General features: G+C 71.3%; 29 protein-coding genes and 1 pseudogene. 13 read left to right on the forward strand and 17 right to left on the reverse strand.

Annotated features, from left to right (window positions below):
* Positions 1 to 12: 12 nt before the first annotated feature.
* From KBX50_RS33260 to KBX50_RS06990, 3 genes are all read right to left on the reverse strand, one after another.
* Positions 13 to 144 carry a hypothetical protein gene (locus KBX50_RS33260; protein WP_282101348.1) on the reverse strand — a complete coding sequence of 44 codons (132 nt, stop codon included), beginning with the start codon at positions 142 to 144 and terminating at the stop codon, positions 13 to 15.
* Between the two features lie 730 nt (positions 145 to 874).
* Entirely contained in the window at positions 875 to 1648 is a 774-nt protein-coding gene (locus tag KBX50_RS06985) for an HAD family hydrolase (RefSeq protein WP_210935656.1), read from the reverse strand.
* Between the two features lie 161 nt (positions 1649 to 1809).
* On the reverse strand, positions 1810 to 3333 hold the full coding sequence (locus tag KBX50_RS06990; protein WP_210935658.1) for a PQQ-dependent sugar dehydrogenase: 1524 nt from the start codon (positions 3331 to 3333) through the stop codon (positions 1810 to 1812).
* A 132-nt stretch (positions 3334 to 3465) separates the two neighbouring features.
* Here KBX50_RS06990 and KBX50_RS06995 point away from each other — a divergent pair, with 132 nt between their 5' ends.
* The 6 genes from KBX50_RS06995 to KBX50_RS07020 all read left to right on the forward strand — a co-directional run bounded on the left by KBX50_RS06995 (position 3466) and on the right by KBX50_RS07020 (position 8583).
* The gene (locus tag KBX50_RS06995; protein ID WP_210935660.1) at positions 3466 to 3918 is read left to right on the forward strand and encodes a nitroreductase/quinone reductase family protein; all 453 of its coding nucleotides are present in this window, start codon (positions 3466 to 3468) and stop codon (positions 3916 to 3918) included.
* A gap of 65 nt (positions 3919 to 3983) precedes the next feature.
* On the forward strand, positions 3984 to 4529 hold the full coding sequence (locus KBX50_RS07000; RefSeq protein ID WP_210935662.1) for a GNAT family N-acetyltransferase: 546 nt from the start codon (positions 3984 to 3986) through the stop codon (positions 4527 to 4529).
* Between the two features lie 138 nt (positions 4530 to 4667).
* Complete coding sequence (locus tag KBX50_RS07005; RefSeq protein ID WP_210935665.1) at positions 4668 to 5846, forward strand: sensor histidine kinase; 1179 nt, start codon at positions 4668 to 4670, stop codon at positions 5844 to 5846.
* A 136-nt stretch (positions 5847 to 5982) separates the two neighbouring features.
* Complete coding sequence (locus tag KBX50_RS07010; protein ID WP_247673309.1) at positions 5983 to 7122, forward strand: hypothetical protein; 1140 nt, start codon at positions 5983 to 5985, stop codon at positions 7120 to 7122.
* Complete coding sequence (locus KBX50_RS07015; RefSeq protein ID WP_210935667.1) at positions 7095 to 7808, forward strand: response regulator transcription factor; 714 nt, start codon at positions 7095 to 7097, stop codon at positions 7806 to 7808. Before KBX50_RS07010 ends, KBX50_RS07015 begins: the two co-directional genes overlap by 28 nt.
* A gap of 73 nt (positions 7809 to 7881) precedes the next feature.
* Positions 7882 to 8583, forward strand: coding sequence for a hypothetical protein (locus KBX50_RS07020; protein ID WP_210935669.1), 702 nt, complete (start codon positions 7882 to 7884; stop codon positions 8581 to 8583).
* Between the two features lie 28 nt (positions 8584 to 8611).
* On the opposite strand, the gene KBX50_RS07025 is transcribed toward KBX50_RS07020, so the two are convergent.
* The 7 genes from KBX50_RS07025 to KBX50_RS07055 form a co-directional block, all read right to left on the reverse strand.
* Positions 8612 to 9361 carry a 1-acyl-sn-glycerol-3-phosphate acyltransferase gene (locus tag KBX50_RS07025; RefSeq protein WP_210935671.1) on the reverse strand — a complete coding sequence of 250 codons (750 nt, stop codon included), beginning with the start codon at positions 9359 to 9361 and terminating at the stop codon, positions 8612 to 8614.
* 111 nt (positions 9362 to 9472) lie between these two features.
* A complete protein-coding gene (locus tag KBX50_RS07030) occupies positions 9473 to 11533 on the reverse strand; it encodes a glycogen debranching N-terminal domain-containing protein (RefSeq protein WP_210935673.1) in 2061 nt (686 codons plus the stop codon).
* On the reverse strand, positions 11533 to 11901 hold the full coding sequence (locus KBX50_RS07035; protein WP_210935675.1) for an SCP2 sterol-binding domain-containing protein: 369 nt from the start codon (positions 11899 to 11901) through the stop codon (positions 11533 to 11535). The genes KBX50_RS07030 and KBX50_RS07035 overlap by 1 nt, the downstream gene beginning before the upstream one ends.
* Positions 11902 to 12117: 216 nt before the next feature.
* Positions 12118 to 12534, reverse strand: coding sequence for a CBS domain-containing protein (locus KBX50_RS07040; protein ID WP_093410484.1), 417 nt, complete (start codon positions 12532 to 12534; stop codon positions 12118 to 12120).
* A 150-nt stretch (positions 12535 to 12684) separates the two neighbouring features.
* On the reverse strand, positions 12685 to 13707 hold the full coding sequence (locus KBX50_RS07045; protein ID WP_210935677.1) for an aspartate-semialdehyde dehydrogenase: 1023 nt from the start codon (positions 13705 to 13707) through the stop codon (positions 12685 to 12687).
* Between the two features lie 220 nt (positions 13708 to 13927).
* Positions 13928 to 15280, reverse strand: coding sequence for a pitrilysin family protein (locus KBX50_RS07050; protein ID WP_210935988.1), 1353 nt, complete (start codon positions 15278 to 15280; stop codon positions 13928 to 13930).
* Positions 15281 to 15303: 23 nt separating this feature from the next.
* On the reverse strand, positions 15304 to 16596 hold the full coding sequence (locus KBX50_RS07055; protein ID WP_210935679.1) for a pitrilysin family protein: 1293 nt from the start codon (positions 16594 to 16596) through the stop codon (positions 15304 to 15306).
* Between the two features lie 143 nt (positions 16597 to 16739).
* Between KBX50_RS07055 and KBX50_RS07060 the strand changes: the two genes are divergently transcribed.
* Entirely contained in the window at positions 16740 to 17474 is a 735-nt protein-coding gene (locus KBX50_RS07060) for a phosphodiesterase (protein ID WP_210935681.1), read from the forward strand.
* Here the strand turns inward: KBX50_RS07060 and KBX50_RS07065 are convergent.
* Both KBX50_RS07065 and KBX50_RS07070 read right to left on the reverse strand, forming a co-directional pair.
* Positions 17441 to 17656 carry a hypothetical protein gene (locus KBX50_RS07065; protein ID WP_210935683.1) on the reverse strand — a complete coding sequence of 72 codons (216 nt, stop codon included), beginning with the start codon at positions 17654 to 17656 and terminating at the stop codon, positions 17441 to 17443. The two genes, KBX50_RS07060 and KBX50_RS07065, sit on opposite strands and share 34 nt — an antisense overlap.
* A 96-nt stretch (positions 17657 to 17752) precedes the next feature.
* Positions 17753 to 18904: an alkaline phosphatase PhoX gene (locus tag KBX50_RS07070; protein ID WP_210935685.1), complete on the reverse strand. Its 1152-nt coding sequence runs from the start codon at positions 18902 to 18904 to the stop codon at positions 17753 to 17755.
* Positions 18905 to 19207: 303 nt separating this feature from the next.
* On the opposite strand from KBX50_RS07070, the pseudogene KBX50_RS07075 reads away from it, so the two are divergent.
* The 3 genes and pseudogenes from KBX50_RS07075 to KBX50_RS07085 all read left to right on the forward strand — a co-directional run.
* A pseudogene (locus KBX50_RS07075) lies at positions 19208 to 20296 on the forward strand (3-deoxy-7-phosphoheptulonate synthase); the annotation flags it as partial.
* Between the two features lie 307 nt (positions 20297 to 20603).
* A complete protein-coding gene (locus KBX50_RS07080; protein WP_210935990.1) occupies positions 20604 to 20846 on the forward strand; it encodes a hypothetical protein in 243 nt (80 codons plus the stop codon).
* A 37-nt stretch (positions 20847 to 20883) separates the two neighbouring features.
* The gene (locus KBX50_RS07085) at positions 20884 to 21081 is read left to right on the forward strand and encodes a hypothetical protein (protein WP_164447568.1); all 198 of its coding nucleotides are present in this window, start codon (positions 20884 to 20886) and stop codon (positions 21079 to 21081) included.
* 158 nt (positions 21082 to 21239) lie between these two features.
* Here the strand turns inward: KBX50_RS07085 and KBX50_RS07090 are convergent, their stop codons facing one another.
* The 3 genes from KBX50_RS07090 to KBX50_RS07100 all read right to left on the reverse strand — a co-directional run bounded on the left by KBX50_RS07090 (position 21240) and on the right by KBX50_RS07100 (position 22498).
* The gene (locus tag KBX50_RS07090; protein ID WP_210935686.1) at positions 21240 to 21776 is read right to left on the reverse strand and encodes a DUF1360 domain-containing protein; all 537 of its coding nucleotides are present in this window, start codon (positions 21774 to 21776) and stop codon (positions 21240 to 21242) included.
* A 75-nt stretch (positions 21777 to 21851) separates the two neighbouring features.
* The gene (locus KBX50_RS07095) at positions 21852 to 22175 is read right to left on the reverse strand and encodes an SRPBCC family protein (protein WP_210935687.1); all 324 of its coding nucleotides are present in this window, start codon (positions 22173 to 22175) and stop codon (positions 21852 to 21854) included.
* Positions 22175 to 22498, reverse strand: a complete 324-nt coding sequence (locus tag KBX50_RS07100; RefSeq protein ID WP_210935688.1) for a DUF6158 family protein — start codon at positions 22496 to 22498, stop codon at positions 22175 to 22177. Before KBX50_RS07100 ends, KBX50_RS07095 begins: the two co-directional genes overlap by 1 nt.
* Before the next feature lie 120 nt (positions 22499 to 22618).
* Here KBX50_RS07100 and KBX50_RS07105 point away from each other — a divergent pair, with 120 nt between their 5' ends.
* Together KBX50_RS07105 and KBX50_RS07110 are read left to right on the forward strand one after the other, a co-directional pair.
* Complete coding sequence (locus KBX50_RS07105; RefSeq protein WP_210935689.1) at positions 22619 to 23080, forward strand: hypothetical protein; 462 nt, start codon at positions 22619 to 22621, stop codon at positions 23078 to 23080.
* Between the two features lie 26 nt (positions 23081 to 23106).
* On the forward strand, positions 23107 to 23448 hold the full coding sequence (locus KBX50_RS07110; protein ID WP_210935690.1) for a DUF3817 domain-containing protein: 342 nt from the start codon (positions 23107 to 23109) through the stop codon (positions 23446 to 23448).
* A 10-nt stretch (positions 23449 to 23458) separates the two neighbouring features.
* Here KBX50_RS07110 and KBX50_RS07115 read toward each other — a convergent pair whose 3' ends face one another.
* Positions 23459 to 23986, reverse strand: coding sequence for a DUF6232 family protein (locus tag KBX50_RS07115; RefSeq protein WP_210935691.1), 528 nt, complete (start codon positions 23984 to 23986; stop codon positions 23459 to 23461).
* 455 nt (positions 23987 to 24441) lie between these two features.
* Here KBX50_RS07115 and KBX50_RS07120 point away from each other — a divergent pair, with 455 nt between their 5' ends.
* Entirely contained in the window at positions 24442 to 25413 is a 972-nt protein-coding gene (locus KBX50_RS07120) for a C40 family peptidase (protein ID WP_210935693.1), read from the forward strand.
* A gap of 103 nt (positions 25414 to 25516) precedes the next feature.
* On the opposite strand, the gene KBX50_RS07125 is transcribed toward KBX50_RS07120, so the two are convergent.
* Positions 25517 to 26506 carry an RNA polymerase sigma factor RpoD/SigA gene (locus KBX50_RS07125; protein WP_210935992.1) on the reverse strand — a complete coding sequence of 330 codons (990 nt, stop codon included), beginning with the start codon at positions 26504 to 26506 and terminating at the stop codon, positions 25517 to 25519.
* Between the last annotated feature and the right edge of the window lie 76 nt (positions 26507 to 26582).

Below are 26582 nucleotides of genomic sequence, written 5' to 3' on the forward strand. Positions count from 1 at the left end.
GCCGGCCAGTCGTCACCACGAGTCCTGCTGCTCACCCTCGCCGGAGCCGCGGACCGGGGGTAGCCACCCCGAGATCATCGCCCGGCCGAAGGCCGACTCGCCCGGGCGAGCGCGGACCACCTCGACAACCAGGATCAACGTCAACCTGACAGTCCCGCCATGAGGTTCGTACGTCCACGCCCCTTGATCTTCGAGCCCGCCTGCTGAAAGGGTTGCGGTGGCGGTAGATCCGCTCATTCGTCCACAAGGGAACGATACCGAGTCTGCGGATCTCGGCGCGACCAACGTGATGATTTTTCGATGGCGTGTCGGCGCGGATGCTGCACCGCAGGAGCTACCGACGAAAGGCCGAGGTCGGAATCGGCCGACCGACAGAGGGGGACGAACAAACGTGCGAGCAAGTAAGAACGGGACGGGGAACAGGGTCGGCGCCGCGAAACGGATAGCGGTCGCCCTGACCCTTGCGCTCGCCTCGACCCTCGGTGTTGTCGCAGTCACCGCCTCGCCAGCGCAGGCGCTACCGACGAACTGCAACGGCACCCCCGGGACCGCCACCTACGGCGTCATGTGTCGGGGTGGCACCGGCTTCTACCGGGCTTGGACCGAGTGCAAGCATGTGAACTCAAGTACGAAGAAGCACGCGTACGGCAACGGTGTGGGTATCGGGGGGTATTCCAAGGCGAACTGCGGGTCCAACTACCGAATCACCAAGAACCGCGGGGTTACGAAGAGCAACTACCTGCCCCCGAACTGGTAGTCACGACCGCACAGATACACCACGACCGACGATCTCCGGCGAGGTGCCGGTCGTAACGCTGGATGCTGCCGGTGGCTCTGCCCGAGGATGAACACGGCGGGCGGAGCCACCGGCCTGCTAGGGCAGGTCGTCCTCGGGCGAGGAGCCGCCTCGGCGCAGGAGCGCGAGTAGGTCGTGGCCGTCCTCGGTGTGGGCGTCCGGCCGCAGGTCGGGGCGGGACGGCTCGCGGTCGGTGCGAGGTGAGCGCATCAGGATCGCGGCACCGGCACCAGCCCGACGAGCACAGGCAACGTCGCGGTGCACGCTGTCGCCGACGAACCAGCAGTCGCCGATCGGTACGTCGACAGCGTCCGCCGCCAACCAGGCCAGGCGGGGGTTGGGCTTGCGGAGCCCGGCCTCGTCGCTGTAGAACTCGGCCACGAACAGGTCGGACAGCCCGGCAGCGGCGAGGAAATCCCGATGCGCCGCCCCGCAGAGCGCGTTGCTGACCACCGCCATCGGCAGCTCCGCATCGGCCGCGGTCCGCAACGCCTCCGGAATCCCCGGGCGGACCTGCCACTCCGGTCGCCACGCCCACGCGTACGCCAGCGGGGTAGCCGCTTCCTGGACCGCCGTGCGGGCCGCTTCGGGCCAGGTACCGGTGATGAAGTTTGCCCACACCTGCGCGTGTGACAGCTCGACCGGATCGTCCGAGCGGCCGATGTCGTCGCGCCACCGCGCGTAGGCCCGGCCGCCCTCGGTCAGGTCAGCGGCGATCTGCTCGGCCGACACGGTGCCGCCCACCAGGTCGAACAGCCGGCGTACCAGCTCCGGTGGTGCCGGTGGCTGTCGTGGAGCGTCGGCGAGGACACCGCCGAAGTCCAACAGGAGCGCGCGAGGTGGTCGCAGCATCCACCCATCCTGACGCACCTTGACGGTGTCGGCCGGACAGGGAGGTTCACCCGTTCCGGCAGCTGCATCACTGTCAATCTTGGACAGTTCCCGTCAGCGAAGAACGGGAACTGTCCAAGATTGGCTCGATCTGGCACCAGGCATGGAATCGGATGCGGTGGTCAGCTGGTTTGGCAGGGGGTGTCGTTGAGGCGGAAGTCGGTGGGGCGGTCGTTGGTGCCGGTGTAGGTGGCCTGGAAGCCGAAGCTCACCGTGCCGTTGGTCGGCAGGCTGCCGTTCCAGGCGGCGTTGCGCGCGGTCACGTTCCTTCCGGACTGCGTGACCTGCGCGTTCCATGCGTTGGTGACCTGCTGGTTGCCGCTGAACGACCAGGTCACGGTCCAGCTGGTCAGGGCGGTGCCGCGGTTGGTGACCCGGACGTCCGCGGTGAAGCCGGTGTTCCACTGGTTGGCCGTCCAGCTCACCGTGCAGGAAGCCGGCCCACCGGTCGGCGGCGGCGTGGTGGGAGGCGGTGTGGTGGGAGGCGGCGTGGTCGGCGGCGGTGTGGTGGGAGGGGGCGTCGTGGCGTCGCGGGGCGGGAAGCGGAGGATGCGGTCGTCGGTGGCGGCCGGAGTGCCGCGGCCGTCCCGGTTGCTGGTGGTGACCCAGAGCCACCCGTCCGGGCCGTACTCGACGGTGCGCAGCCGCCCGTAGCTGCCCGCCAGTTCGGCGGTGGGGGTGCCGACGCCACCGGAACCGTTGAGCGGCACGTTCCACAGGCGGTTGCCGCGCAGGCTGGCCACGAAGAGCCGGTTCCCGGCGATGGTCGCACCGCTCGGTGACGCCTCCGCAGGGGTCCAGGTGAGCAGCGGGTCCCGGAAACGGGGATCGTTCGCCCTTCCCTCCACGGTGGGCCAACCGTAGTTGCCACCGGCGACTATCAGGTTGATCTCGTCCCAGGTGTTCTGACCGAACTCGGTGGCGTACAGCCTGCCCTGGGCATCCCAGGCCAGTCCCTGCACGTGGCGGTGGCCGAGGCTGTAGACCGGCGAGCCGGCGATCGGGTTGTCCGACGGGACGGTGCCGTCTGGCCGGATGCGCAGGATCTTTCCGTTGCGGCTCTGCGGGTCCTGCGCCGAGGCGGTCTGTCCGGCGTCGCCGACGCCGACGTAGAGCATTCCGTCCGGTCCGAACGCGATCCGACCCCCGTTGTGAATGGCCGCACGGTTCAGCCCGGTGAGGATCGGCTGCTGGGTCTGCGGTGCGGTGAGCCGGAACCGGGCTATCCGGTTGTCGCTCGCGGTGGTGAAGTAGACGTAGATCCAGCCGTCCTGAGCGTAGGTCGGCGACACGGCCAGGCCGAGCAGGCCACCCTCGCTGACCGGAGTCACACCGGAGATGGTGACCACGGGCTCCGGCGACTGACCGGGCTGAATCCGCACCACCTGCCCGGTGGGTCGCTGGGCGACCAGGGCGCTGCCGTCGGGCAGGAAGTCCATCCCCCACGGCACCTGGAGACCGGTGGCGGCCGTCTCGGGCCGGGAGAAGTCGAAGTCGCCGACGGCGAGCAGCGCGGGTGGCGCGTCGTTGCGGGCACCGGACGGACGCTCGGCGCTCGGGACCGCGCCGGCCAGGCCGGCGAGGCCGACGCTGCCGACGACCAGACCGGCGGTGAGTACGGCCCCGACCGCGAGTCGAATCTTCATGCCACCCCCTCAAGTATCGATGCTTGTAAATTAGCATGTTGCCTCGCACTCGCTCGGACATGCGTCGCCGACCCCGGCCGACGGTGCAGCAGCATCGCCCCAGAGTTGCCCGAGGTTGCTTGGATTGACGTCATGGCGGAAAACGCGAGCGACGGGCGGGCACGCCGGTCACCGGCCTACCAGCGACCGGGATGGCTCATCGTGCGGGTGGTCAACCCGCTGATGCGGCGGCTTGGCGCGGCCAGCACGCTCCAGGTGCCCAGGCGGGTCAGCGGAAGGCCGCAACGTGTACCGGTGAACATTCTGGAACTCGACGGCGAGCGCTACCTGGTCTCGGTGCGCGGGCGTACGGAGTGGGTGCGCAACGTACGCGCCGCCGACGACTGCACGATCGAGCGACGCGGCCAGCCCGCCCGGTACCGGGCGGTGGAGGTCTCCGGCGAACACCGTGCGGCGGTCCTGGCCGCATACCGGGACCGATGGGGCAGGGGCCAGGTGCGACGCCTCCTGGACGAGCTGCCCGATCCGGCCGACCACCCGACGTTCCGGCTCGACCCGCCCGAGCGGACCGAGCCGCCGCACTGACCTGGCACCGGCCGCCGCCGGATATCACTGGTCCGGGCCGTGACGCCGACCGTATGGTCACCGCCATGCAGCTACGCGACGAACTGGTATCCGATCACGATGCCGTCCACGAGTTGCACCGGAGCGCCTTCGGTGACCACGGGGAGGTGGTGACGGCGCTGGTGCGGGCGCTGCGGAACGACGACCCGGAAGCCCTCAGCCTGGTCGCCGAGGAGGACGACGAGGTCGTGGGGCACGTGATGTTCACCCGCAGCCTGCTCGACGCTCCGCGGCGACTCGTGCCGGTGCAGGTGCTCAGCCCGGTCGCGGTCACGCCGGTCCGGCAGCGACGCGGCATCGGTGGCGCTCTGATCAGGCACGGGCTGCGCCTGCTCGACGAGCGGGGCGTGCCGGCGGTCTTCCTGGAGGGCGATCCGGGGTACTACGCCCGCCTCGGCTTCGCCGCCGCCGGCGAGCTGGGCTTCCGCCGGCCGTCGCTGCGCATTCCGGCTCCCGCCTTCCAGGTGGCCAGGCTCTCCGGGTACGAGCCGTGGATGACCGGAACGTTCGTCTACTCGGCCACGTTCTGGCAGCAGGACTGCGTCGGGCTACGCGAGGGGGTCAGCGGCTGAGCGTGACGGACAGGCGACCAAGGGTCGACCTCGACGTCACCCACGGTCATCAGCTCCACTGCCGTGTGTTATTCTCCGGCGTCGATCTCCGCAGCGCGGACCCGGATGGGGTCGTTTGTCGCAAAGGACGCCTTCCCGATGTCGGCCCTGCCCAGCCCGATCACGTCACCTGCCACGGTGGACCGTCCGGCCGCCAGCGCGTTCGCGTTCATCTTCACCCGACTGCCGGCGCTGCTGCGGCTCTCCTGCGGCCTGTTCTGCCTCGTGGTGGCGCTCGCCGTGCGTACCCCGCCGGTCCGTCCGGAACTGCTGCTACCCGCCGTGGCGGTGCTGACCGGCTGGTCGCTCTGGTACGCGCTGCACGCCTGGCGGGACGGCGTCGGCCCCCCTCTCGTCGCCGTCGACGTGGCGCTTACCAGCGCCGCGTGCCTGGCGATCCCGGTCCTGGTCGCACCCGAGGTGCTGCCTGGTGAGGCCAGTTGGATCGCGGTACTGGCCAGCACCACCGTGATCAACGCTCAGGCGACCGCCCCGGCCCGCCTGTCGGTTCCGGCCGGGCTGCTGGTCACCGCGGCGTACGCGACGGGTGCGCACGCGGCCGGGAACTCGACCGAGGCCAGGGCGCACGCGGCCACCCTGCTCGCCCAGACCGCCTGTACGGCGATGATGACCGCGGTGATGCGCCGCCGCATCACCCGGGCGGACACTGCCTTCGTGGCCGCTCAGCGGGCCGCCCGTGACGCCATGGTCGCCCGGATCGCGCGCGAGGCGGAACGACGGCAGAACCGCGACCTGCATGACACCGTGCTGGCGACGCTCACCATGGTGGGGCAGGGCGCGGTCGACAGGTCCTCCACCGCGCTGCGCGAGCGGTGTGTCGCCGACCTGCGTACCCTCGCCGCTCTGGCGGAGGCGCGCGCGGTGCCGCACGACGCGACCGCCCGACTGGACGAGCGCCTCCGGGCCGTGCTCGCCCGGCTGCCCGGCCTCCCGGTCGCCACCGACCTGCCACCGTGCACGGTCGCCGCACCTGTCGCGGAGGCCGTCGCGGAGAGCGCGCACGCCGCGCTGGCCAATGTGGTGAATTATGCCTCCGGCGCACGGGCGACCCTGCGACTGCGGCGGTACGCCGGAACCGTCACGGTCGAGGTGATCGACGACGGTCCCGGTTTCGACCCGGCCACCGTGCCGGCGCACCGGTACGGTCTGCGCGAGTCGGTACACGGCCGGATGGCGACGATCGGCGGACGTGCCGACGTCGACTCCGCGCCCGGTCGGGGCACCCGGATCCGGCTGGAGTGGTCCGATGTCGGCTGAGCGGCTGTCGACGGACCCGGGGGCGAGCGGGACGGGGTTCCGGCCACGAGCCGGCACGACCACGTACGCCGAAGCCACCACCACCCGTACGGCGTTCCTGCCGCAGCGGCCCCGGCCAGGTCCAGAGCCGAAGCCGATGGTCGGGTCGGCGTCCGACGAGGTCGGTGCGGTGCGGGCCGCCGCCGCGGTGGCCCGCACCTCCGACCGGGGCGCCCGGATCGTCGCGGTCACCATCGCGCTGGTCTGGCACCTGGCCATCGGACTGCCCGCGGTGCTCGCCGCCGGGTCGACGCTGGCCGTGCCCGGGGTGGTGCTGGGGGGCTGGTTACTCGTCGCGGCGCTCGGCGTGATCGCTGGGATCCGGCTGCTACGCGACACCCCGCTGCCGGCGGCGCCGCTGGCCAGCCTGCTACTGGCAGTCGACGTGGCGGTCTTCGCCGCGGTGGGTCGGGCACATCTGTTCAGCCCGGCGAACTGGGTGTGGGGCACCCTCGCCTGGTTCTTCCTGGTGGTGCTCTGGGGGCGGCCGGTGCGCCGGCTGCTGGTACTGCTGGCCGCACACGCGGCCACCGCGCTGACCGCCGTCGCGCTGCACGGTGCCACGGGTGCCGCCGACCTGGCTCGGGCGACGATGGCCCTCTACGGCACGTCGTCGCTGCCGGTGGCGGTCTTCGCCGGCGCGTCGGTGCTTGCCGCGCTGTCCCGGCAGCGGGCCACCACGGCGGCGACCACGAACGCGATGGTGGCCGAGCGGGAAGCCGCCGAACGGGCGCGGCACGAGCGGGGTGAGCGGCTGAATCTGGTCGGTCGCGCCGCCAGCGAGGTGCTGACCGAGTTGGCTGGGGGACGGGTCGATCCGGCCGACCCGGAGGTGCAGCGCCGCTGCGTACGGGCCGCCGCCCAGTTGCGTCGCCTGATCGCCGAGTCCGACGACGTGCCCCACCCGCTGCTGCACGAGCTGCGGGCCGCAGCCGATCTGGCCGAGCGCAACGGCCTGCCGATCGACCTGGTCACAATTGGTACACCGCCACCGTTGCCGGTGCGGATCCGCCGCAGTCTGGCGGATCCGCTCACCGCCGGCCTCGCGGACGCACAGGACTGGGCCCGGCTGACCGTCGTCTCCAGCCCGGACGAGGTGGTGGTCAGTCTCGTCACACCCGACCGGGAAGGCCCGGATGACCCCGGGCATCCGCCGGAGGACGCGGACGGGCAGGTGGAGCACCTCTACGAACGGGACGGGAAGATCAGATGGACGCAGACGCGCTGGCACCGGTGACGCCGGGACGGCCCGTCGGTGTGGCGATCGTGGACGACCACCCGGTGGTCATCGACGGGGTGCGCGCCTGGCTCGCCACCGAGCCCCGACTGACCGTGCTGGCCACCGGTGACGATCCGGACGAGGTGTTGCGCACGGCGCCGCAGGCCGACGTGGTCCTTCTCGACCTGCGGTTGCACGGCCGGCTGGTGCTGGACAAGCTGGCCGAGCTCAGCTCCGCCGGGCGACGCGTGGTGGTCTACTCCGAACACTCCGACCCCGCCACGATGCTCGCCGCGTTGGACGCCGGGGCGGTGGCGTTCCTGGCCAAGCACGAAGGGCGGGAACACTGTGTGGCGACGGTGCTCGATGCGGCGAGCGACCGACCGTACGTCGCGCCGGCGCTGGCCGGCGCGATGGTCGGCGATCCGCGGCCGGACCGCCCGATGCTGTCCGACAAGGAACGTGAGGCGCTGCTGCTGTGGTTCCAGTCGATGTCGAAGGCTTCGGTGGCCCGACGGATGCGAATCAGCGAGCACACCGTGAAGCAGTACGTCGACCGGGCGAGGATCAAGTACACGCGGGCGGGCCGACCGGCCGCCACGAAGGCGGCGCTGCTCGCCCGGGCGATTGAGGACGGACTCGTCCGACCAGAGGAAATTGGTATCTACCGGTCGCGTGCGTCGACCGATCAGCCGACCCCCTAACGGGCGTCATGACAGCGGCGGACGCCTGGGCGAGGCTCGTGGGTAGATGCCGTCCGCACCGGAGGTCGCGACGATGCACGATGACGTCTCCCCGTTCTTCATCGCACCGCACCGGTTCGACGCGGTGGACGACGGCACGGGTCCGGTGCTGGACCGGCGGTATGAGCTGGTACCGGATTTCGGCGAGCACGTGCTCGACCGCCACCGGGTGGACGTGGCCGGATACCTCCTCGGTCCCAGCGACGCCCACCGGGCCTGGGCGCTGCCCGTCCCGGTGGCCCTCACCGTCACCGATCACCGGCTGGCGTACGTCAGCGCCGGCACTCAGCTCGCCCTCGTGGGCCCCGGACAGCGCGGGGCGGCCCGGCTGCCCGGGCTGGTCAGCGGGCAGATCCGCTGGCAGTGGCCGTCCCGGCTGGATTTGCTGCCTGCTGCCGGCGGCGACCTCGCGACCTTGCTGGTGGTCTGTGACGCGTTGCGTACGATCCGGCAGCCGGCACTCGCCCTGGTCGGTCCCGACGACCGGATCGGCCCGCTCGCCCGACAGCTGCGCCACGCAATCGCCACGTTCCGGCTGGTCCGGCCGGAGCTGGTGGACCTGTCCCCGCCCGAGCGGGACGCGCTCGCCCGCCTGACCCGGACCGCGTCGTTCGGCGGCGCGGGGCGGGTGCTGCTGCCCGGCGCCCTGCCCGTGGAGTTCCACTCCCGGGATGACTACTACCGGCCGAGGCACGCCGACGCGCCACCGTACGGTGCGGCGTCCGGCCAGCGGTAGGCCCCCTGGAACGGCCGGACCGCGGTGGTCAGGGGGTCGTGGAGCGCCGGTCGTCGGCGTCGAGCGCGGTGGCCTCCTGTGGGGTCGGCGCGCTGCCACCGAGATGCGCCGGCAGCCACCACCGGTCCGACGGCGTGCCGGGCTGGTCCGGGTACTCCCGCTGAGCCCGGTCGACAAGCGCGGTCAGTCGGGTACGCAGATCCTCGGTCATCGCGGCGGGGTCCTGGTACGCGGCCGGATCCATCGGCTCGCCGACCAGGATGGTGATCGGGGTGTGCCGGCGGGTGAGCGTACGCGGGCGCCCCTTCGTCCACAGCCGCTGGGTGCCCCAGAGCGCGACCGGCAGCACCGGTACCTGCGCCTCGCTGGCCATCCGGGTGGCCCCGCTCTTGAGTTCCTTGACGGTGAAGGAGCGGCTGATCGTCGCCTCGGGGAAGACGCCGACCACCTCCCCGGAGCGCAGCGCCGCCACAGCGGCGGCGTACGAGTCGGCACCGGCGCGCCGGTCCACCGGGATGTGTCGCATGCCGCGCATCAACGGCCCGGACACCCGGTGCCGGAACACCGAGTCCTTGGCCATGAAACGGACGAGACGTCGGGACTCGAGGGCGCCCAGGCCGCAGAAGATGAAGTCGAGGTAACTCACGTGGTTGCTGGCCAGCACCGCTCCCCCGGTACGGGGAACGTGATGATCGCCCTCGACGGTGAGCTTCAGGTCGAGGACCCGGAACATCGTCTTGGCTGCGGCGATGACGGGCGGGTACACGAGTTCCGGCATCCCGAAACTTTACCCCGAGTAGGTTACGCACCGGTAGGGACGGTGGTCACCACGACCCGCCGGGCGCGGCCGGGTCGCCCGTCGCCCGATTGGGCAACCCGGCCGCGCCGGTCACCCGGCGCGCGAGTGCAGGTCGACCCGGCCACGGGCGAAGGCGTCCACCCGGCCCCAGCGGCCGGGGATGTCAAGCACCTCGATCCGGCCCATGCCGACCGGCAGTCGCGGCTCGACCGCCAGGTGCCCCTCGTGCGGCTCCAGGCCGAGCATCGTGCGCAGCAACAGCAGCGGAGCCCCCGTCGACCACGCCTGCGGACTGCACGCCGTCGGGTACTCCACCGGGAACTTCGTCTGCTCGCGCGGATAACCGCCGAACGCCTCCGGCAACCGGCCGTCGAAGTACCGGGCCGCGTCCAGGATGCCGTTGGCGATCATGGCGGCCTCCTCGGCGAAGCCGTACCGACGCAGACCCCAGGCGCAGAACGAGGTGTCGAAGGGCCAGACGGTGCCGTTGTGGTAGCCGATGGGGTTGTAGCGCACCTCGCCCTCGGCCAGGGTCCGCACCCCCCACCCGGTGAACAGCCTCGGCCCGACCAGGTGATTGGCGATCTGCTCGGCCCGGTCGTCGTCGACGATCCCGCTCCAGAGCAGGTGGCCGATGTTGGAGCTGAGCACGTCGCACTGTCGTCCGTCCGGATCGAGCGCGAGCGCGTAGTAGCCGCCGTCCTCGACCCACCAGTCCCGGTTGAACCGTTCCTTCAGGGCCGCAGCCTCGCGCTCCAGTTGGTCGGCGTACGTCGGGTCGTCCCAGAACTCGCGGGCCAGCCGCGCGCCGCGCATCTTCGCGTCGTACGCGTACCCCTGCACCTCGCAGGTGGCCCTGGGAAACGGCGGCAGGGTGCCGTCGCGGTAGGAGATGGAGTCCCAGGAGTCCTTCCAGCACTGGTTCTCCAGGCCGGTGTCGGTGTTGCGCCGCTCGTACCAGATGTAACCGTTGCCGACCAGGTCGGCGTAGTCGTCGATCCACTTGAAGGCCCGGCGGCACTCCTGCTCCAGCTCCTTGACCAGCGCGCCGTCGCCACTCCACTGCTCGTACTCGTCGAGCAGCACCACGAACAGCGGGGTGGAGTCGACCGCTCCGTAGTACGGCGAGTGTGGCTGTTCCTCGAACGCGGCGCTCTCGCCGTACCGCATCTCGTGCAGGATCCGGCCCGGGTCCTCTTCCCGGAAGTCGTCGAACCGGGTGCCCTGAAGGGCCGCGAGGATCCGCAGTGTGGTCGTGCTCAGCTCCGGTGTGAACGGCAGCGTCTGCAGGCAGGTCAGGATGCTGTCCCGACCGAACATGGTCATGAACCAGGGCAGACCGGCGGCGGGCAGGGTCTGACCGCCCAGCGAGAGCGGCGAGAAGCGCAACGCCGCCAGGTCGACGATGCACTTGCGGTACGTCGCGGCCACCTTGTCGTGCTCGCTGTTGACCGTCGGCGCCTTGGCGATCCACTCTTCCAGGTCGTGCTGCAGGGCGAGCCGCTCGTTGCCGTGCACCCGCAACCCGAAGCGGAGGTCCCGACCGCCCGGGCCGAGCGCCAGGGTCTGCACGTCGATGCGGGTGTCCCACTGCTCGTTCGGTTCCAGGTGGATGGAGTACGCGAAGCCGTTGCGGTCGTACCGGGCCGGCGCGGAGGACGAGATGATCGTTTCGCGCTTGAAGTTGCCGCGCCGGTAGCCCAGGCGCAGCCGGTCCGGCTCGGCCTCACAGTAGATCTCACCCTTTTTGTTGAGGATCTCGTCCTTGACCTCGAACAGGTCGGCGAAGTCGCAGCCGGCGTCCATCCGGATCTCCAGGTCGACTGCCTTCTCGTCGTGGTTGAGGATGGTGATGTCTTCCCGGAAGCTCCCACCGACCGCCCGTTCCCGGATGATCGACAGTTTCGCGTCCACGTAGTGCGTGGCCAGCCCGGGCACCAGGAAGAAGCGCGACTCGTAGTACTGGAGGTCGTCGTAGGAGAGGGCGTTCAGCCGCTCACCGTTGACCGTGAGCACCCACTTGGAGAGAAAGCGGGTGTCGATGGAGAACAGCCCGGTCGGTTCGGTAGGTGTCGCCTCGATGTCCCCGGTGGCCTCGCTGACGACGAAGTTGTTGCCGTCGAGGATCCGTACGGTGTGGCTGGGCGCCATCACTGCACCCCCTTCCGGTAGCGCTGCGGTCCCCTGGCGTACGGCGAGCTGGGGAAAATCCGTTCGACCTGCACCACCAGGCGGGCGTCACCGGTGACCGTCATGTCCCCCCGGAGCAGCGCCGCCAGCCCGTTCTCGCGGCCGGTGACCAGTTCCTCGAAGAGCGCGGGGCTGGTGCCGACCACCGTGTCGGCCTCCATGTCCTGCCGGCTGACCTGGATGTTTCCCCGGTCGATCCGCATCAGCCAGTGGGTGGTCTGCGGTCCCTCGTGCAGGTCGAAGCGCAGGGCTCCGGAAATCTTCGCCAGCAGAGGTTCGTACCCCTGCTGGTCGAGGTCCTCGAAAAACCGCGTGGTCGCATCCGCCATCGGGCCCCTCCTCCCGGTCGCTCATGTCCCGCAGCAGGGGTCCCCGACGCCCGGTGGCTCAACCTCACCCGCTTGGGGTGATACCGCGCGGCCGGGTGGACCCGGTCACCGGCCACGCCGAGTTGCCGGGTGCGGTAGCGCACGGGCCCGTGGCGTCGGGCCAGCGCGAAGCCGGCTCCCGATGGCTCGGGAACCGGCTTCGGTTGGTGGAGGCGATCAGTTGTTGGGATCGTCCGCGCTGATGTCGGCCAGCACCGACTGGGGCTCCCGCTCGACCGCCAGATCGCCCATGGACACCAGGCCGATCAGCCGGCCGTCCTCCACCACGGGCAGCCGCCGCACGGCGTACGTCCGCATCAGGTCGGCGGCGGCGACGGCGTCGTCGTACTGACTCACCGTCACCACGTCCTTGGTGGTGATCTGGTTCAGCCGGGTGGTGTCCGGGTCCATGCTCTCGGCCACGCCGCGGACCGTGATGTCCCGGTCCGTGACGATGCCGACCACGTTGTCTCCGTCGGTCACCACCACGTCACCGATCGCGGAGTCGCGCATCTCCTGGGCCGCCGCGACGAGCGTGGCGTTGCCGTCCATGGTCACCAACCGGGTCGTCATGAACTCTCCGACCGTTGTCATGGCGCCTCCCTCTGGGTGTCGGGCAACCAGGGGTCTACCCGACGGCCGCAGCCAGTAACGTGGCCGGTCACCGCGCGGGCGCTGCACGCTCCGCCAGAGCGTGGGTCGGCCGCCACGACCGGCGAAGGCCGGGCCCGGTGTCGCTGTGGTTCAGCCCTCGGCGGCAACCAGCTCGGCAAGCTGCACGGCGTTGAGTGCCGCGCCCTTGCGCAGGTTGTCGTTGGAGCAGAACAGCGCCAGGCCGTGCTCGACGGTCTCGTCGGCGCGGATCCGGCCGACGAACGTCGGATCCTGCCCGGCCGCCCGCAACGGGGTCGGCACATCGGAGAGCGCGACGCCGGGCGCGTCGGTGAGCAGCTCGTACGCCCGCTGCGGGCTGATCGGCCGGGTGAACCGGGCGTTGATCTGGAGCGAGTGGCCGGTGAAGACCGGCACTCGTACGCAGGTACCGGAGACCTTCAGGTCGGGGATCTCCAGGATCTTGCGGCTCTCGTTGCGAAGCTTCTGCTCCTCGTCGGTCTCCGCCGACCCGTCGTCGACGATCGAGCCGGCCAGCGGCAGCACGTTGAAAGCGATCGGCTGGGCGAACGAACGGGGGGCGGGGAAGTCCACCGCGCCGCCGTCGAAGGTGAGCCCGGTGGCGGTCTCGGCCACCTTGCGGACCTGCTCGTCCAGCTCGGCGACGCCGGCCAGGCCGGCGCCCGAGACCGCCTGGTAGGTGGAGACGACCAGGGCGACCAGTTCCGCCTCGGCGTGCAGCGGACGCAGCACCGGCATGGCGGCCATCGTGGTGCAGTTCGGGTTGGCGATGATGCCCTTGGGTCGGGCGGCCACCGCATGCGGGTTGACCTCGGCGACGACCAACGGCACCTGCGGGTCCATCCGGAACGCCGAGGAGTTGTCGATGACGACCGCACCGGCGGCGGCGACCCGAGGGGCCAACTCCTTGGCGGAACCCTTGCCGGCCGAGAAGAGCACGATGTCCAGCCCGGAGTAGTCCGCGGTGGCCGCGTCCTCGACGGTGATCTCCTCGCCGCGCCACGGCAGCGTACGCCCGGCCGAGCGCGCCGAGGCGAACAGCCTTACCTGCTCCGCCGGGAAGTCACGCTCCGCCAGCACCTGCCGCATCACGCCACCGACCTGGCCGGTGGCTCCCACAATGCCGATCCTCATGCCCGCGAGGCTACCCAGCCCGGCGCCCGGACCGGGAACCCTTTCCCACCGCCGGGGATCCCGCCGGCCGGGCCGAGCCCGTCCGGTCCGGGACAGTCACCACCCGCCGACCGGTTCAGCCGGAAGAACACCGCCGCAGCACCGTGGTCCGCCGCAGCATCTCAGCTCGGACCGCCGACGCCGCGACCGACGTCACAATCCCGGCCGGTGGGCTTGTCGATCAACCCGCCGGCGGGTGGTCGATCAGCTCACCGAGACCGGTGGCCACCAGCTCGTCCCTGATCACCGCGGCGTCGCCCTCCACCACCAGGGTCAGCGACTCCGGGCGCAGGTGCGTGGCGGCAGCCGCCGAGACCTGGTCCACCTGAGCACCGAGCAGTTCCTCCCGCAGCCGGGCATGGTAGTCGTCCGGCAGGTCGTGCACCACAAGCGTGCTCAGCGCCCCGGCGATGGCCCGTGGGCTCTGCAACTCGACCGAGAGCTGGCCCGCCCGCCAGGACCGGGCCACCGCCAGCTCGTCCTCGGTCACCCCGCCGGCCTGGGTACGCGCGATCTCCCCGACCGCCTCGACCAGCGCCGGTGCGGTGACGGCCGTCTGCACCCCCGAGCTGACCGCGAACCGGCCGAACCGACGGGACGAGGCGAAGTCGCCCCGGATGCCGTACGTGTAACCGCGCACCTCCCGAATGAGGTGGTTCAGCCGGGAGGTGAACGCTCCGCCGAGCACGGTGCCGGCAAGCGCGATCGGCACATGGTCCGGGTGCGCCCGGTGTGGTCCCGGATGACCGAGCCGCAGCGTGGACTGCACCGATCCGGGCCGGTCGACAAGGATGATCCGCCGCTCGGCACGCACCGGCACATCGATCGGTGCGCCCCGGTCAACCGGCCCGCCGCCGGTGCCGGTGAACGCCGTGGCCGCGAGGGCGTCCAGGTCGAGCCGGTCCAGGTCGCCGGCGACGACGAGGGTGCCCGGACGGATGAACCACTCCGAGTGGAAGACGGTGACGTCCTCCACGTCCAGACCGGCCACCGAGTCGGGGTCGCCGTACATCGGGCGGCCCCAACGGTTGCCGGCGCCGAACAGGTCGGCGCGCAACGCCGCGTCGGCCCGAGGTCCCGGATTGGCCCAGTCCATCCGTAGTGCGGTCACCTCGTCGTCGCGGACCCGCCGGACGTCGTCCGGGTCCAGCCTCGGGGTACGCACCGCCTCGGCGAGCAGTTCCACCGCCGCACCCAGCCGGCCCACCGGCACCTGCACGCTCGCCTGGAAGGTGTCCCAGTCCAGCCCGGTCACCAGCTCGGTGCCGAGCGCCTCGATGGCCAGCGCGTACGCGGTGGCGTCGCGCTGGGTGGTGCCCTCCTCCAGCGCCTTGGCCAGCACCCCGCCAAGTCCCTCGCGGCCCACCGGTTCCCGGCCGGCGCCCGCGTCCAGCAGCAGCATCGCCACGGCGAGGTTCTGCCCGGGCAGGTGCGCGGCGACGACGTCGCCACCGGCGACGGAGCGGCGGACCACCTGGGGGAAACGGTACGGGCGGGCCGCGCCCGGGCCGGGCCGGTCAGCGATCAGGGTCACTGAGGGCCGCTCACTGCTCGCGCTCACAGCTTCTCCTCGGGAAGGTAGGTCAGGGTCGCCCGGTCGTCGGCGGCAAGCGTGTCGGCCGCCACCTCGGCGATTTCCTCGGCGGTCACCGCGAGCCAGGCCGGTAACCGCTCGGTCACCGTGGCCGGGTCACCGAACTGGGTGGCGTACCGGCTCAGCGCGTCCGCCCGACCGTCCACCGTGGACATCTGCCGCCACCAGGCGGTGGTCAGCAACGCCTTGGCGCGGTCCAGTTCGGTGGCGGTGACCGGCACGGTCGCCAGTTCGTCGACCACCTCGGCGAGCCCGGCCGCCAACCGCTCACCGCTGACTCCCGGGCGGGCGGTGGCGGTGGCGATCAGCGGTGCCGGGGCGTGCGCCAGGTCCACCCCGTACGCCCCGACCAGATCGGGCTGGGCGATCCGTTCACCATCGGCGAGCCGCTGGTAGAGCCGGCTGCCCCGACCGCTGCCGAGCACGGTGGCCAGCACCGTCACCACGTCGTACCCGGGGCTGCCGAACGGATGGGTGCGATGCGCGACGTACACGCGGGGCGCCGGCACCTCGGTGACCACTGTCTCCTCGGCCGGCACTCCGGTGGCCGGCACGACCCGGCCGTCGGGTGCCGGGGGGATGTCCGGCCGGGGCGGGATGCCGCCGAAGTACTTCTCGGCCAGGGTGACGACCTCGTCGACGGTGGTGTCACCGACCACGGTGAGCACGGCGTTGTTCGGCGCGTAGTAGGTCCGGTGGAACGCCTGGAAGGTGGCCAGGTCGGCGGCGTTCAGATCGGCCATGGACCCGATGGTGGCGTGATGATATGGGTGACCCGGCGGATAGAGCAGCGGCAGCAGCCGCAGCCAGGCGTCGCCGTACGGCACGTTCTCGTAGCGCTGCCGCCGCTCGTTCTTGACCACGTCCCGCTGGTTGTCCAGCGTTTCCTGGGTCAGCGCCGGCACCAGCCCGCCCATCCGGTCGGCCTCCAGCCAGAGCGCCAACTCAAGGTGCTCCGCCGGGACCGTCTCGAAGTAGTTGGTGCGGTCCGGGTTGGTGGTGGCGTTGAGCGAGCCGCCGGCCCCCTGGACCAACTTCATGTGCTCGGTCTTCGCGACGTGCGTCGAACCCTCGAACATCAGATGCTCGAAGAGATGGGCGAAGCCGGTCTGACCGGCCGGCTCGTGCCGGGAACCCACGTCGTACCAGAGGTTGACCGCAACCGCCGGGGCGGTGCGATCCTCGCTGACCACCACGCGCAGGCCATTGTCCAGTCGGGTCGTCGAGATCGGCCAGGGGTAACCGCTGTCGGGCATGGCACCGACGCTATCCGATCTTTCGTCCCGGCAGGCCCCGGGACACCCCACCGGCGAGCCGCGCCCAGTGACGCGACGACCGCACGTCACGGGGCAGCGCCGAGGGGCGGCATCGACGGTACGGCCCTGGGTATGCGGAAGACATGCCGACGATTCCCTGGCCGCAGCCCGCCGTCATCACCGAACGAGCGGCACGGGCCCTGGCCCGGCTGCGCCGGGGCCGGATGCTGCACCCGGCCGGCCGGTCCTTCGCCGGTGAGGTGCTCGTCTGGGGTACGGCCGGCCCGCCGACCGGTGTCCGGCTGCTCGACCGGCCCGGTCGCTACCCGGCCACCGTCCGCCTCTCCAAGGGAACGCCCACCCCGCACGCCTGGCCCGACGTGCTCGGCCTGGCGGTGCGGATACACCGCCAGGCCGGACGACCGTTCGATCTGCTGGTCAGCTCCAGCGCCGCCGCGCCGGTGCTGCGACACCTGCCACTGCCCCGACGTCGGTTCACCGGCACGTACAGCTCGGTGATGTCGTACCGGACCGGCCGGCGGCGGCTCTGGTTGGCCGCGCTGGCCGACCCGGAATCACCCGACCTGGGCCACGACCTGTCCGGCCTGTCCACCGCGGTGGCGGCCGGCCGGCCCGGGCTGGTCCTCGCCGTCGCCTCCGCCGTCGGACCGTGGCGACCTTTCGGGCAGGTCACCATCGGCGATCAGCTCGGCGTGCGGGAGGACGCCGCGCTGGCCTTCGACCCGGTGGGCAACGTCCCGGAGGAACTGCGGTTGGCCGGGCCCCTGGCCTGGCTGCGCCAGCACACCTACCGAGGATCCCGCCGAGGGCGCGGCGCCAGCGCTCAGTCCGGCGGCTCGACGGGGTTGACGGTCTGATCCGACGTACGCCGCTCCAGCACCGTGTCGGGGGCGGCGTTCTGGTCGGCCTCCCGGGCGTCGGACTCGGCCAGGATCGCGTCGGCCTGGGCATGCGCGTCGTCGCTGCCGGCCGCCGCCTCTTCCGGTAGCAGGTGGGCGCGGGACTCCACCCGCTCCTGGTCGCTTCGCTCGTCAGTCATGCCGCTCCTCATACCCCGCCCCCGTCTCCCGCACTCGGGGGCGGGCAGGGCTCCTCCTCAACGAGGACGGGGCCCTGCCACAACGTCAAGCTCGGCTCAGCGGAACGGGCCACGCACCTCGTAGGTGATGCCGCCGGACGAGGAGCCGGAGGTGCCACGCTGCGACGAGAAGTAGAACCGGGTGCCGTCCGGCGAGAAGGCCGGCCCACAGATCTCCGAGGAGGACTGCCCGGTGATCCGCAGGAATGGCGCGACCACCCCGGCGGGAGTGATGACGTTGATCTCCATGTTGCCGCCGTCCTCGGCCACGTAGAGGTCGCCCGAACCGGCGCCGGTGATGTTGTCCACCCCGGTCAGCGGCGCGCTGCCGGAGACCAGGGAGTCGTCGTACGCCAGATCGATGCGCTGGTTGACCGCGTCGTACGCCCAGACCCGGTTGTCGCCCTTGGTGGTGAACCAGCAGGTGCCGTCGTCGTACCAGCAGCCCTCGCCACCGTTGAACCGCTTGGCACCGGAGACCTGGCTGCGGGTCAGCGTCGGCGACCCGTCCGGGTCCGGCACCCGCGCCCAGGTCACCGGGCCGCTGGTGGCGGTCCCCGCGACCAGCACCTCCAGGGTGCCGGCGGAGAGATTGCCCCAACTGTTCGGCCGGAACCGGTAGAAGCACCCGTTGCTCTCGTCCTCGGTCAGGTAGATCACCCGACGGTCCGGGTCGCAGGCGGCGGCCTCGTGCTTGAACCGTCCCATCGCCGCCCGCCGCACCGCGGCGGTGCCGCCCTGCGGGTACGTCTCGTAGACGTATCCGCGGCTGACCTCCTCACAGGAGAGCCAGGTGCCCCACGGGGTGGCGCCACCGGCACAGTTCTGGTTGGTGTTGGAGAGGATCCGGTACGCCGAGGCGATGCTGCCGTCGGCGTTGAACCGCACCGCCGAGGCGCCACCGCCCGGAGTGATCTCGGAGTTCGAGACGTAGATCCAGCCGGTGCCGGCGACGAAGCAGGCACCGCCGTCGGGGGCGTCGTGCCAGGTGTACGACGTCCCGGAGACGGTCTGGCGGGACCGGGCGATCACCCGGCTGGTGAATCCGGTGGGCAGCTGGATGCCGTTGCTGTCGGCGCTCCGGAGCGAGCCGTAGGGGCTGGGGCCGGGCTGAGCGGGCGCGGCCACGGCGGCGCCCGCCCACAGGCTGCCGGAGAAGGCGGCGGCGCCACCGGCGACGGTGGCGCGCAGGACGGTACGACGATCCATGGGAAACCTCCGGATGATCCGCGTTCGGCGACGCTGGAATTACCGGGAGTTTCATCGACTCTGATGAACGCCGGGGGAGGCTCTGTCGACGAGAGGATGAGCGCTCGGGCGCGGTCGGGTACGCTTACCGCCGTGACGCGCTCGTATCGATGGTTTAGCCAGCCGGCTCGCAGGCCGGTGACTTCACCATGATCTGACGTCACCGTTGTCGAGCCGGCCGGGCAGGAGCTTTCGTTCCTGCCCTTTCGCGTACGAGCAGCCGGCTCGACCCGGGCACCGGCCCCGGGTGCGGTCGGCGGAAGGATGCCCACCGTGACGACCCCGGAGAACCACCGGGTCATCGACCAGCGGATCGACCGTGTCGTACCGCTGACCACCCCAGCCCTGCTGCTGCACGAACTGCCTTTGGACGACGCCCTGACGGCGGCCGTGCTGGCCGGCCGCCGGGCGGTCGGTCAGGTGCTCGACCGTACCGACGACCGGCTGCTGGTGGTGGTCGGGCCGTGCTCGGTCCACGACCCCGCCGCCGCCCTCGACTACGCGCACCGGCTGCGCGCGGCGGCCGAGCGGGTCGACGAGGACCTGCTCGTCGTGATGCGGGTCTACTTCGAGAAGCCGCGTTCCACGGTCGGCTGGAAGGGTCTGATCAACGATCCGGGGCTGGACGGTTCCGGGGACGTCAACACGGGTCTGCGTCGAGCCCGGGCGCTGCTGCTCGACGTGCTGCGTCTCGGCCTGCCGGTGGGTTGCGAGTTCCTCGACCCGATCACCCCGCAGTACATCGCGGACACCGTCGCGTGGGGGGCGATCGGGGCGCGCACCGTGGAGAGCCAGGTGCACCGCCAGCTTGCCTCCGGGCTGTCCATGCCGATCGGCATGAAGAACCGTCCGGACGGCAGCATCGGCACCGCGGTCGACGCGATCCGGGCCGCCGGCGTGCCGCACGTCTTCCCCGGCATCGACGTCTCCGGCACCCCGGCGATCATGCACACCCGGGGCAACGCGGACGGCCACCTGGTGCTGCGGGGTGGCGGCGGCCGGCCGAACTACGACGCCGCGTCCGTCGCCGGTGCGCTGGACCTGCTGCGCGCCGCAGAGCTGCCGGAACGGCTGGTGGTGGACGCCAGCCACGCCAACAGCGGCAAGGACCACCGTAACCAGCCCGTGGTGGCCGCCGACGTGGCCGCACAGATTGCCGCCGGTCAGCGGGGCATCGTGGGGATCATGCTGGAGAGCTTCCTGGTACCGGGTCGACAGGACCTCGACCCCACCCGCGAACTCACCTACGGCCAGTCGGTCACCGACGCCTGCATCGGCTGGGACACCACCGACGAGGTGCTCGCCGAACTGGCCGCCGCCGTCCGCGCCCGCCGTGCCACCCGCGCCACCACATCCCTCCCCACCCCCGCCTACCCGCCCTCCCCCCCCCCCCCACCGACCGTTTTGATCATGAGGTTAGCGGCAGTAGTTGATCTCCACGGTGCCGCCACCCTCATGATCAACGCAGAGGGGCGAGGGGGTGGGTGGGGGCGAGGGGGTGTTTTGGCGGGGTGGGGGCGGGTAGGTCACGGGGGTGAGCGATGACGTACCCGTGACCGAGGCGCCCACGGCACCGACGACGCAGGCTCGGCTACCCGAAGCCATCCTGGCCGACGTGCCCGTGGTCGACACCGCCGCGCTCGATCCGCCCACCACCGACCTGCCCGGCACGGTTGCCGCGGTCGGGGACGAGGTGGAGACCGAGGAGGTGGACACCCGTCCGCTCGACGAACTGCTCGACGACCTCTACCACGGTCAGGAGCGGATCAGTCAGGTGGACATCTACCGCCGCGCGGTCGCCGCGGAGCTGCCGGCGCAGCTGCTGGCCCGGCTCAACGCGCTGCCACAGGGCGAGTACGCGGTCGACGAGGTGACCGACCTGCTGGGTGGCTCGGCGGGCTGATCAGCCGGCCGGGACCGGCGACGAGGAGAGGTACACGATGACGCAGCGCGAGGAAGATCAGCACCCCCATCCGCCCGCGCTCGGCCAGCCGCCGGAGGGGACGGACACCCTGCCGGAACCCGACTTCGCCAACGAACACGACCGCACCGCCGTCGACCGGGACATCGTCACCGGCGCCGACGAGGACGAGCGGGAGCCGGAGTCGCCGCGCGGCTGGTCCGGGATGCAGCGCTGAACCGCGGTCCTGCCGCTGGCTGAGGCCCCGCGAGGCAGGCCCGGCTACCTGTGAGTCACCCGGCAGCCCAGGTGACTGCCATGCCGCCGGCAACCGGCCAGACAGCAGCAACGACGAGGCCGACCCGTGTCCCGGCGTCGGCCTCGTCGTGGGTACCGTCAATCCTTCTCGCCGCCACCGCCCTCGGCCGCCTGCTGGGCCACCGCGTAGCCCATCTGCAGGAAATCGGAGGCGGCCACCGCGGTCAGTGCCGTGGCGACGAGCCGGGTCAGTCGCGGCGCGAGCACCAGCCCGCCGGTGAGACCGGTGGCCACCCAGACGGCCAGGCAGAACGGGCAGCTGAGCAGTTCCCCGATGGCATGGCGGGTGGAGCTGCCCGAGTCGCGCACCTGCTCCATCACCTCGCCGCTGCCGATCGGTCGGTCGTAGCGGGTGAAGGGGGCCCGCAACGGACTGGTCACCGCATCCTTGGAGAGCAATCGGCTCAGCTTGTGGGTGGCGATGGCGAGCAGCACCACGTCCGACGTGGCAGGCCGCTCGGGCACGCTCCGCCCGGTCACCTTCACCAGACCGGCGATCGCGCCGGTCACCCCGGCGTAGGTGCCCATCGCCGCCAGGTAGCCACCGAGCGGGCGGTGCTCGTGCGGCGCGTACGCCTGGCGCAACCGCGCCACCTTCTGCTTCAAGTCGCTCACCCGGCCTCCTCTTCGGGTCACGCTACGATCCGCCGCAGTCCGGCGGGGGGTTCGATCGAGTCGGCTCCGGTCGGGTCAGCCGGCCTGCAGGTTGTCGGCCACCTCGCGGGCAAGGCTGTTCAGCGCCTCGTCGGCGAGCCGGTCGACGTCCTCGCCGCCCCCGCCGAGTTCCAGCCGGAGCCGGGAACCACCAGCGTCGACCGGCTCCACCTGCAGCTCGGCCGACCAGTCGGCGCTACGGGCCGTCCAGCGCGCCCGCAGTTGCCCGGCGTCGCCCTCCCGGGCCGGTTCACCCGACAGCAGCGGCTCCGGCAACCACGACGAGATCCGGTCGGGGTCGGTGGCCGTGTTGAAGACGACCTCCGGGGGCGCGGACACCCCCCGCTCCGCGTACGCCATCACGCGTCCCGCAGCCGGCTCGGGTCGACCTCGCGACCTGGGTGGCGAGCGAGATACTCGGTCTCCAACTCGGCGGTACGCCGCAGGTGATTGGCGAGCGCCGAGTCGGTGGCGTGGCGCAGCGTGTCCAGACGGGTGCGGTGCAGGCTCTGCATCTCCCGAATGAGATCCTCCTCGCCCAACTCGGCGGGATCGACACCGAGCAGGTCCGCCTCAGGTGCGGGGGCCGGTGTCCGGTCGTCGCCCCACTCGGGAATCCGCTGCTCGGGGCTCACCTCCGTACCGCCGGCGGGAAATCCGTCCTGTCGTCCCGATGCCGTCATCTCGCCCCCTCATCCGTCCCGGGCTGGCGTCTGTACGGTTGCCCACCTCGCGTATCGCCAAACCACGACGCACTACGACACCGCGTCGGAGAAGGCGGCCGGTTTCGGTACCCTCGTGGCATGAAGCGGCTCTGGACCCCGGCGTGGATCGCTCGCCACGTGGCCATGGTCGTGCTGGTGACCACCTTTCTCGGCCTCGGTTGGTGGCAGGTCAGCCGAGCCGCCGCGGGCAACGCCATCAGCTGGGGTTACGCGGTGGAGTGGCCGATCTTCGCCGGCTTCGTGGTCTTCGTCTGGTGGCGCGAGGTACGCCATACGCTGCGCACGGAGGCCCCGCCGACCGGGGACGCCGTCGCGTCGGCGCCCACCGGCCACCCGGGCGAACCCGTCGGGCCCGGGCGTGCCACCGCTCCCGACGCGATCGACGCCGAGCAGTCACGGACGGGGATCCGACGTCCGGTGCGGGTCGCCCGGGTCCCCGCCGGTCCCGGCGAGGACGACGCCGACCTGGCCGCCTACAACCGCTACCTGTCATGGTTGAACGCCAATCCGGGCGCGAAGCCCGGTGACTATCCCGGCTGAGCCGGGCCCGGAAGGACGGACGAGAAGTGCGCGCTGCCCTCACCCGCTACCGCGTGATCGCCTGGGTCGTCGGCGTGGTGCTGATCCTGCTGGTCGTGATCGGCATGCCGCTGAAGTACGGCTTCGACAACCCGGTCGTGGTGGAGACCGTGGGCCAGGCACACGGCTTCCTCTACATGGTGTACCTGGTCGCCGCGTTCGACCTGTCCCGCCGGGCCGACTGGCCACTCAAGCGCATGATCCTGGTGATGCTGGCCGGCACCGTACCGTTCGTCTCCTTCTGGGCGGAGCGGCGGGTGAGCGCGCTGGTCGCCACCGAGCAGCGGGAGCGGGAACAGGCGCAGGCGCCCGAGCCGATCGCCGGGTAGCGACCCGCCCTCACCGTCGCGGTCGCCACGGGTCGGCTCCGGCCAGCGGATCCTCCCACCCGCCGTAGCTGTTCATCTCACGGGCTCGACGCAGTGCCCGGCTCACCTGGCCGAACTGCTGCTCGTCGTCGCTGCTGAACAGCAGTTCGTCGGTACCCGCCCGGCGGCCCCACAGCTCGTACGCCGGTGGCCGCCAGCGGTCGCCCGCCGCCGCGAGCAGCACCGGCACCAGGAACACGGCACCGAGCAGCAGGTACGCCCCGGCGGTGAGCCGTTGCAGCCCTCCGGTGAACCCCAGCAGCAGTCCCACCCCGCCGATCACCACTGTCGAGACCAGCACGGCCCGGGTCGCCGCCCGGTCGTGCGGCCCCCGGGTGCTGTGCAGATGGGTCAGCTCGGCGACGCGCCAGGTGCTGCGGCCGACGGTGAATCGGTCGACCGTGACGATGATCCCGGGCCGGGCGTAGAGCAACGTCGGCCCGGTGCCGGCGCCTCGGGGTGTTCGTGGCGTCCGCGTTGTCGCGCCATCAGGATTCACGCCCCCTCCTCCCACGGCTGGTGGCACCGGGTCGGTCTCCGTCGGCCCTGCGTATCGACGCCGGTCGGCGGGAATCCCGGTCGCGCGATTCATTGTGGGCCGCCCGCGCCACTCCGACTGCGGCGTTTGCAATGGTCAGAGGCTTGCGCGGAGCCGCCGCCGCCGGAAAGAGGCCACCAAGTCCGGCTTGTCGGTCAAAACGCCCCGGCGTCCGACGTCATATGCCGGGAGCGACCAGTCCGACATGTCGCCGATAACCTGCTTGGCGCTGATTGCCGCTGGGTGTTCCGCCACAGCACTCCCAGTGGTCCCGGCTTTCTCTGCGGACGACTCCCGTCCCGTACTAGGTTGGGCAGGTCGGCTCGGCCGGCCGCTGTCCACCAGGACGGCACCGGGCCGTCGCCGTCGCGGAGCCTCAGCCGCCCGCGCCGGCCCCGGAGAGGAGCATTCGGCTCTTGTCGTCCCTGACGCACACGCTGCGTGCCCTGACGGTCGCCGCCCTTTCACTGGCGCTGCTCGTGCCGGCGACGGTGGCCCGGGCCGAACCTTCCCCCGCCGAACTGACCCGGCGGATCGAGAAGGCCTCCGTCGAATTGGAACGCGTGGTGGAGGCCCACAACGAGCTGCGGGAGAAGATCAAGGAGAACCGTTCCGCGGTGGAGCGGTTGCAGGACCGGATCGGCCCGCTGGAGCAGCAGGCCGAACAGAGCCGGGCGGACGTCGGCGAGCTGGCGGTGACCGCGTACAAGACCGGCAGCCTCGGCACCGTCGACGCGTTGCTGCACGGCGGTGACTCGACCTCCGTACTGGACCGGCTCGGCACGCTGGACCACCTGACCCGACAACGGCAGGCCACCATCGCCAGCTACACGGCCGACCAGCGGCGGCTGCTCGACGAGAAGACCCGGCTGGACGTCACGCTCAGCCGTCAGGCGGCGCAGTCGCGCGAGTTGTCGTCGGCGAAGAAACGAATCGAGCGCGATCTCGCCAAGCTCTACGAGATGCGCCGGGAGGCGTACGGCCGGGCAACCGAACGACCGACGAACCGAGCCAGCAACGCCCAGGACGCACCCGCCGTCTCCGGCAAGGCCGGCGTCGCTGTCCGGTACGCCTACGGCGCGCTGGGCAAGCCGTACGCCTGGGGCCAGGACGGGCCGGGCAGCTACGACTGCTCCGGGCTGACCTCGGCCGCCTGGCGGGCCGCGGGCCGGTCCCTGCCGCACAACACCCGGATGCAGTGGGGCGTGGTGGCCCACATCAGTCGCGGCGAGTTGCGCCCCGGCGACCTCGTCTTCTACCGCAGCCTCGGCCACGTGGCCATCTACGTGGGCGACGGGCAGGTCATCCACGCACCGACCTTCGGCCGCAACGTGGAGAAGCGACCCGTGGACCTGATGTCACCGTACGGTTACGGTCGGGTGCGTTGAGCCGCCGATCGTGAGGTGCCGTTGCGGCGGCACCCGACAACGAAGAACGGCGAACGGCCGGCGTCCGATGGACGCCGGCCGTTCGCCGTTGTTTGTCGTCTGCTCAGGCCGCTTGCAGGCCCTCCGCTCGGGCCAGCTCGCGGAGCCGGCCGAGCGCCTGGATCTCCAACTGCCGGATCCGCTCCCGGGACAGGGAGAACCGCGAAGCCACCTCGGTCAGCGAGTGCTCCCGGCCGTCCTCCAGCCCGTACCGGGCCCGCATGATGCCGGCCGAACGGTCATCCAGGTGGTTGAGCAGCCCTTCGATCCGCTGCCGCTCCAACCCGGTGAGCACGATCTCCTCCGGGGAGGGAGCGTCGCTGTCGGCGACCAGGTCACCGAGGTTGGTGTCGCCGTCGTCTCCGACGGGCGTGTCCAGCGACACGGTGTCCTGTGACCAGCGGACCAGTTCGTTGACCCGCTCGACGGTCACCCCCAGGGCTGTCGCGATCTGCTCCGGCTCCGGGTCGCCGCCCAGCTCACGAGTGAGCTGTCGGGCCACGTTACGCATCCGGTTGACGTCCTCCACCAGGTGGACCGGCAGCCGAACGGTGCGCTCCTGCTGGGCGATCGCCCGGCTGATCGCCTGACGGATCCACCACGTCGCATAGGTCGAGAACTTGTATCCACGCTCGTAGTCGAACTTCTCGACCGCCCGCACCAGACCGGTGTTGCCCTCCTGGATGAGATCCAACATGGGCATGCCGGAGCGGACGTAACGTCGGGCGATCGACACGACGAGTCGCAGGTTGGCCCGGATGAACAGGTCCTTGGCCCGCTCCCCGTCGGCGATCAGCCGCTCCAGTTCCTCCCGGGTTACCCCGTCGGGGACGCGGTCCTCGCCCAGCAGGTGCTCGGCGTACAGGCCGGCCTCGATGGCCTTGGAGAGGTCGACCTCCTTGGCGGCGTCCAGCAGCGGCGTCCGGGAGATCTCGTGCAGGTAGACTCCGACCAGGTCGCGCTCCTCGGCGACCTCGTCAGTTCGCATTCCGATGTTCTTGTCCACGGTGCCCACGGTCCCCTCGCTCGCGCCGGTTGCCCGGTTCCTTGCCATCCCCACGCCCATCAGCCCTCCCCCGTAGCCTTCGCTGTGCCCATCGGTGCTGACATCTACACAACAGATGAGACGT

The organism is Micromonospora sp. C51 (assembly GCF_018070435.1).
GTDB classification, from domain to species: domain Bacteria; phylum Actinomycetota; class Actinomycetes; order Mycobacteriales; family Micromonosporaceae; genus Micromonospora; species Micromonospora sediminimaris.

What these genes read in the sequence shown, in the direction of transcription:
- KBX50_RS07060 (WP_210935681.1), top strand. Translation starts at nt 16,740, where the DNA reads ATGCCGACGATTCCCTGGCCGCAGCCCGCCGTCATCACCGAACGAGCG.
- KBX50_RS06990 (WP_210935658.1), bottom strand. Translation starts at nt 3,333, where the DNA reads ATGAAGATTCGACTCGCGGTCGGGGCCGTACTCACCGCCGGTCTGGTC.
- KBX50_RS07000 (WP_210935662.1), top strand. Translation starts at nt 3,984, where the DNA reads ATGCAGCTACGCGACGAACTGGTATCCGATCACGATGCCGTCCACGAG.
- KBX50_RS07065 (WP_210935683.1), bottom strand. Translation starts at nt 17,656, where the DNA reads ATGACTGACGAGCGAAGCGACCAGGAGCGGGTGGAGTCCCGCGCCCAC.
- KBX50_RS07040 (WP_093410484.1), bottom strand. Translation starts at nt 12,534, where the DNA reads ATGACAACGGTCGGAGAGTTCATGACGACCCGGTTGGTGACCATGGAC.
- KBX50_RS07030 (WP_210935673.1), bottom strand. Translation starts at nt 11,533, where the DNA reads ATGGCGCCCAGCCACACCGTACGGATCCTCGACGGCAACAACTTCGTC.
- KBX50_RS07005 (WP_210935665.1), top strand. Translation starts at nt 4,668, where the DNA reads ATGTCGGCCCTGCCCAGCCCGATCACGTCACCTGCCACGGTGGACCGT.
- KBX50_RS07085 (WP_164447568.1), top strand. Translation starts at nt 20,884, where the DNA reads ATGACGCAGCGCGAGGAAGATCAGCACCCCCATCCGCCCGCGCTCGGC.
- KBX50_RS07100 (WP_210935688.1), bottom strand. Translation starts at nt 22,498, where the DNA reads ATGACGGCATCGGGACGACAGGACGGATTTCCCGCCGGCGGTACGGAG.
- KBX50_RS07105 (WP_210935689.1), top strand. Translation starts at nt 22,619, where the DNA reads ATGAAGCGGCTCTGGACCCCGGCGTGGATCGCTCGCCACGTGGCCATG.
- KBX50_RS07020 (WP_210935669.1), top strand. Translation starts at nt 7,882, where the DNA reads ATGCACGATGACGTCTCCCCGTTCTTCATCGCACCGCACCGGTTCGAC.
- KBX50_RS07070 (WP_210935685.1), bottom strand. Translation starts at nt 18,904, where the DNA reads ATGGATCGTCGTACCGTCCTGCGCGCCACCGTCGCCGGTGGCGCCGCC.
- KBX50_RS07095 (WP_210935687.1), bottom strand. Translation starts at nt 22,175, where the DNA reads ATGGCGTACGCGGAGCGGGGGGTGTCCGCGCCCCCGGAGGTCGTCTTC.
- KBX50_RS06985 (WP_210935656.1), bottom strand. Translation starts at nt 1,648, where the DNA reads ATGCTGCGACCACCTCGCGCGCTCCTGTTGGACTTCGGCGGTGTCCTC.
- KBX50_RS07055 (WP_210935679.1), bottom strand. Translation starts at nt 16,596, where the DNA reads ATGCCCGACAGCGGTTACCCCTGGCCGATCTCGACGACCCGACTGGAC.
- KBX50_RS07010 (WP_247673309.1), top strand. Translation starts at nt 5,983, where the DNA reads ATGGTCGGGTCGGCGTCCGACGAGGTCGGTGCGGTGCGGGCCGCCGCC.
- KBX50_RS07035 (WP_210935675.1), bottom strand. Translation starts at nt 11,901, where the DNA reads ATGGCGGATGCGACCACGCGGTTTTTCGAGGACCTCGACCAGCAGGGG.
- KBX50_RS07025 (WP_210935671.1), bottom strand. Translation starts at nt 9,361, where the DNA reads ATGCCGGAACTCGTGTACCCGCCCGTCATCGCCGCAGCCAAGACGATG.
- KBX50_RS07015 (WP_210935667.1), top strand. Translation starts at nt 7,095, where the DNA reads ATGGACGCAGACGCGCTGGCACCGGTGACGCCGGGACGGCCCGTCGGT.
- KBX50_RS07045 (WP_210935677.1), bottom strand. Translation starts at nt 13,707, where the DNA reads ATGAGGATCGGCATTGTGGGAGCCACCGGCCAGGTCGGTGGCGTGATG.
- KBX50_RS07125 (WP_210935992.1), bottom strand. Translation starts at nt 26,506, where the DNA reads ATGGCAAGGAACCGGGCAACCGGCGCGAGCGAGGGGACCGTGGGCACC.
- KBX50_RS06995 (WP_210935660.1), top strand. Translation starts at nt 3,466, where the DNA reads ATGGCGGAAAACGCGAGCGACGGGCGGGCACGCCGGTCACCGGCCTAC.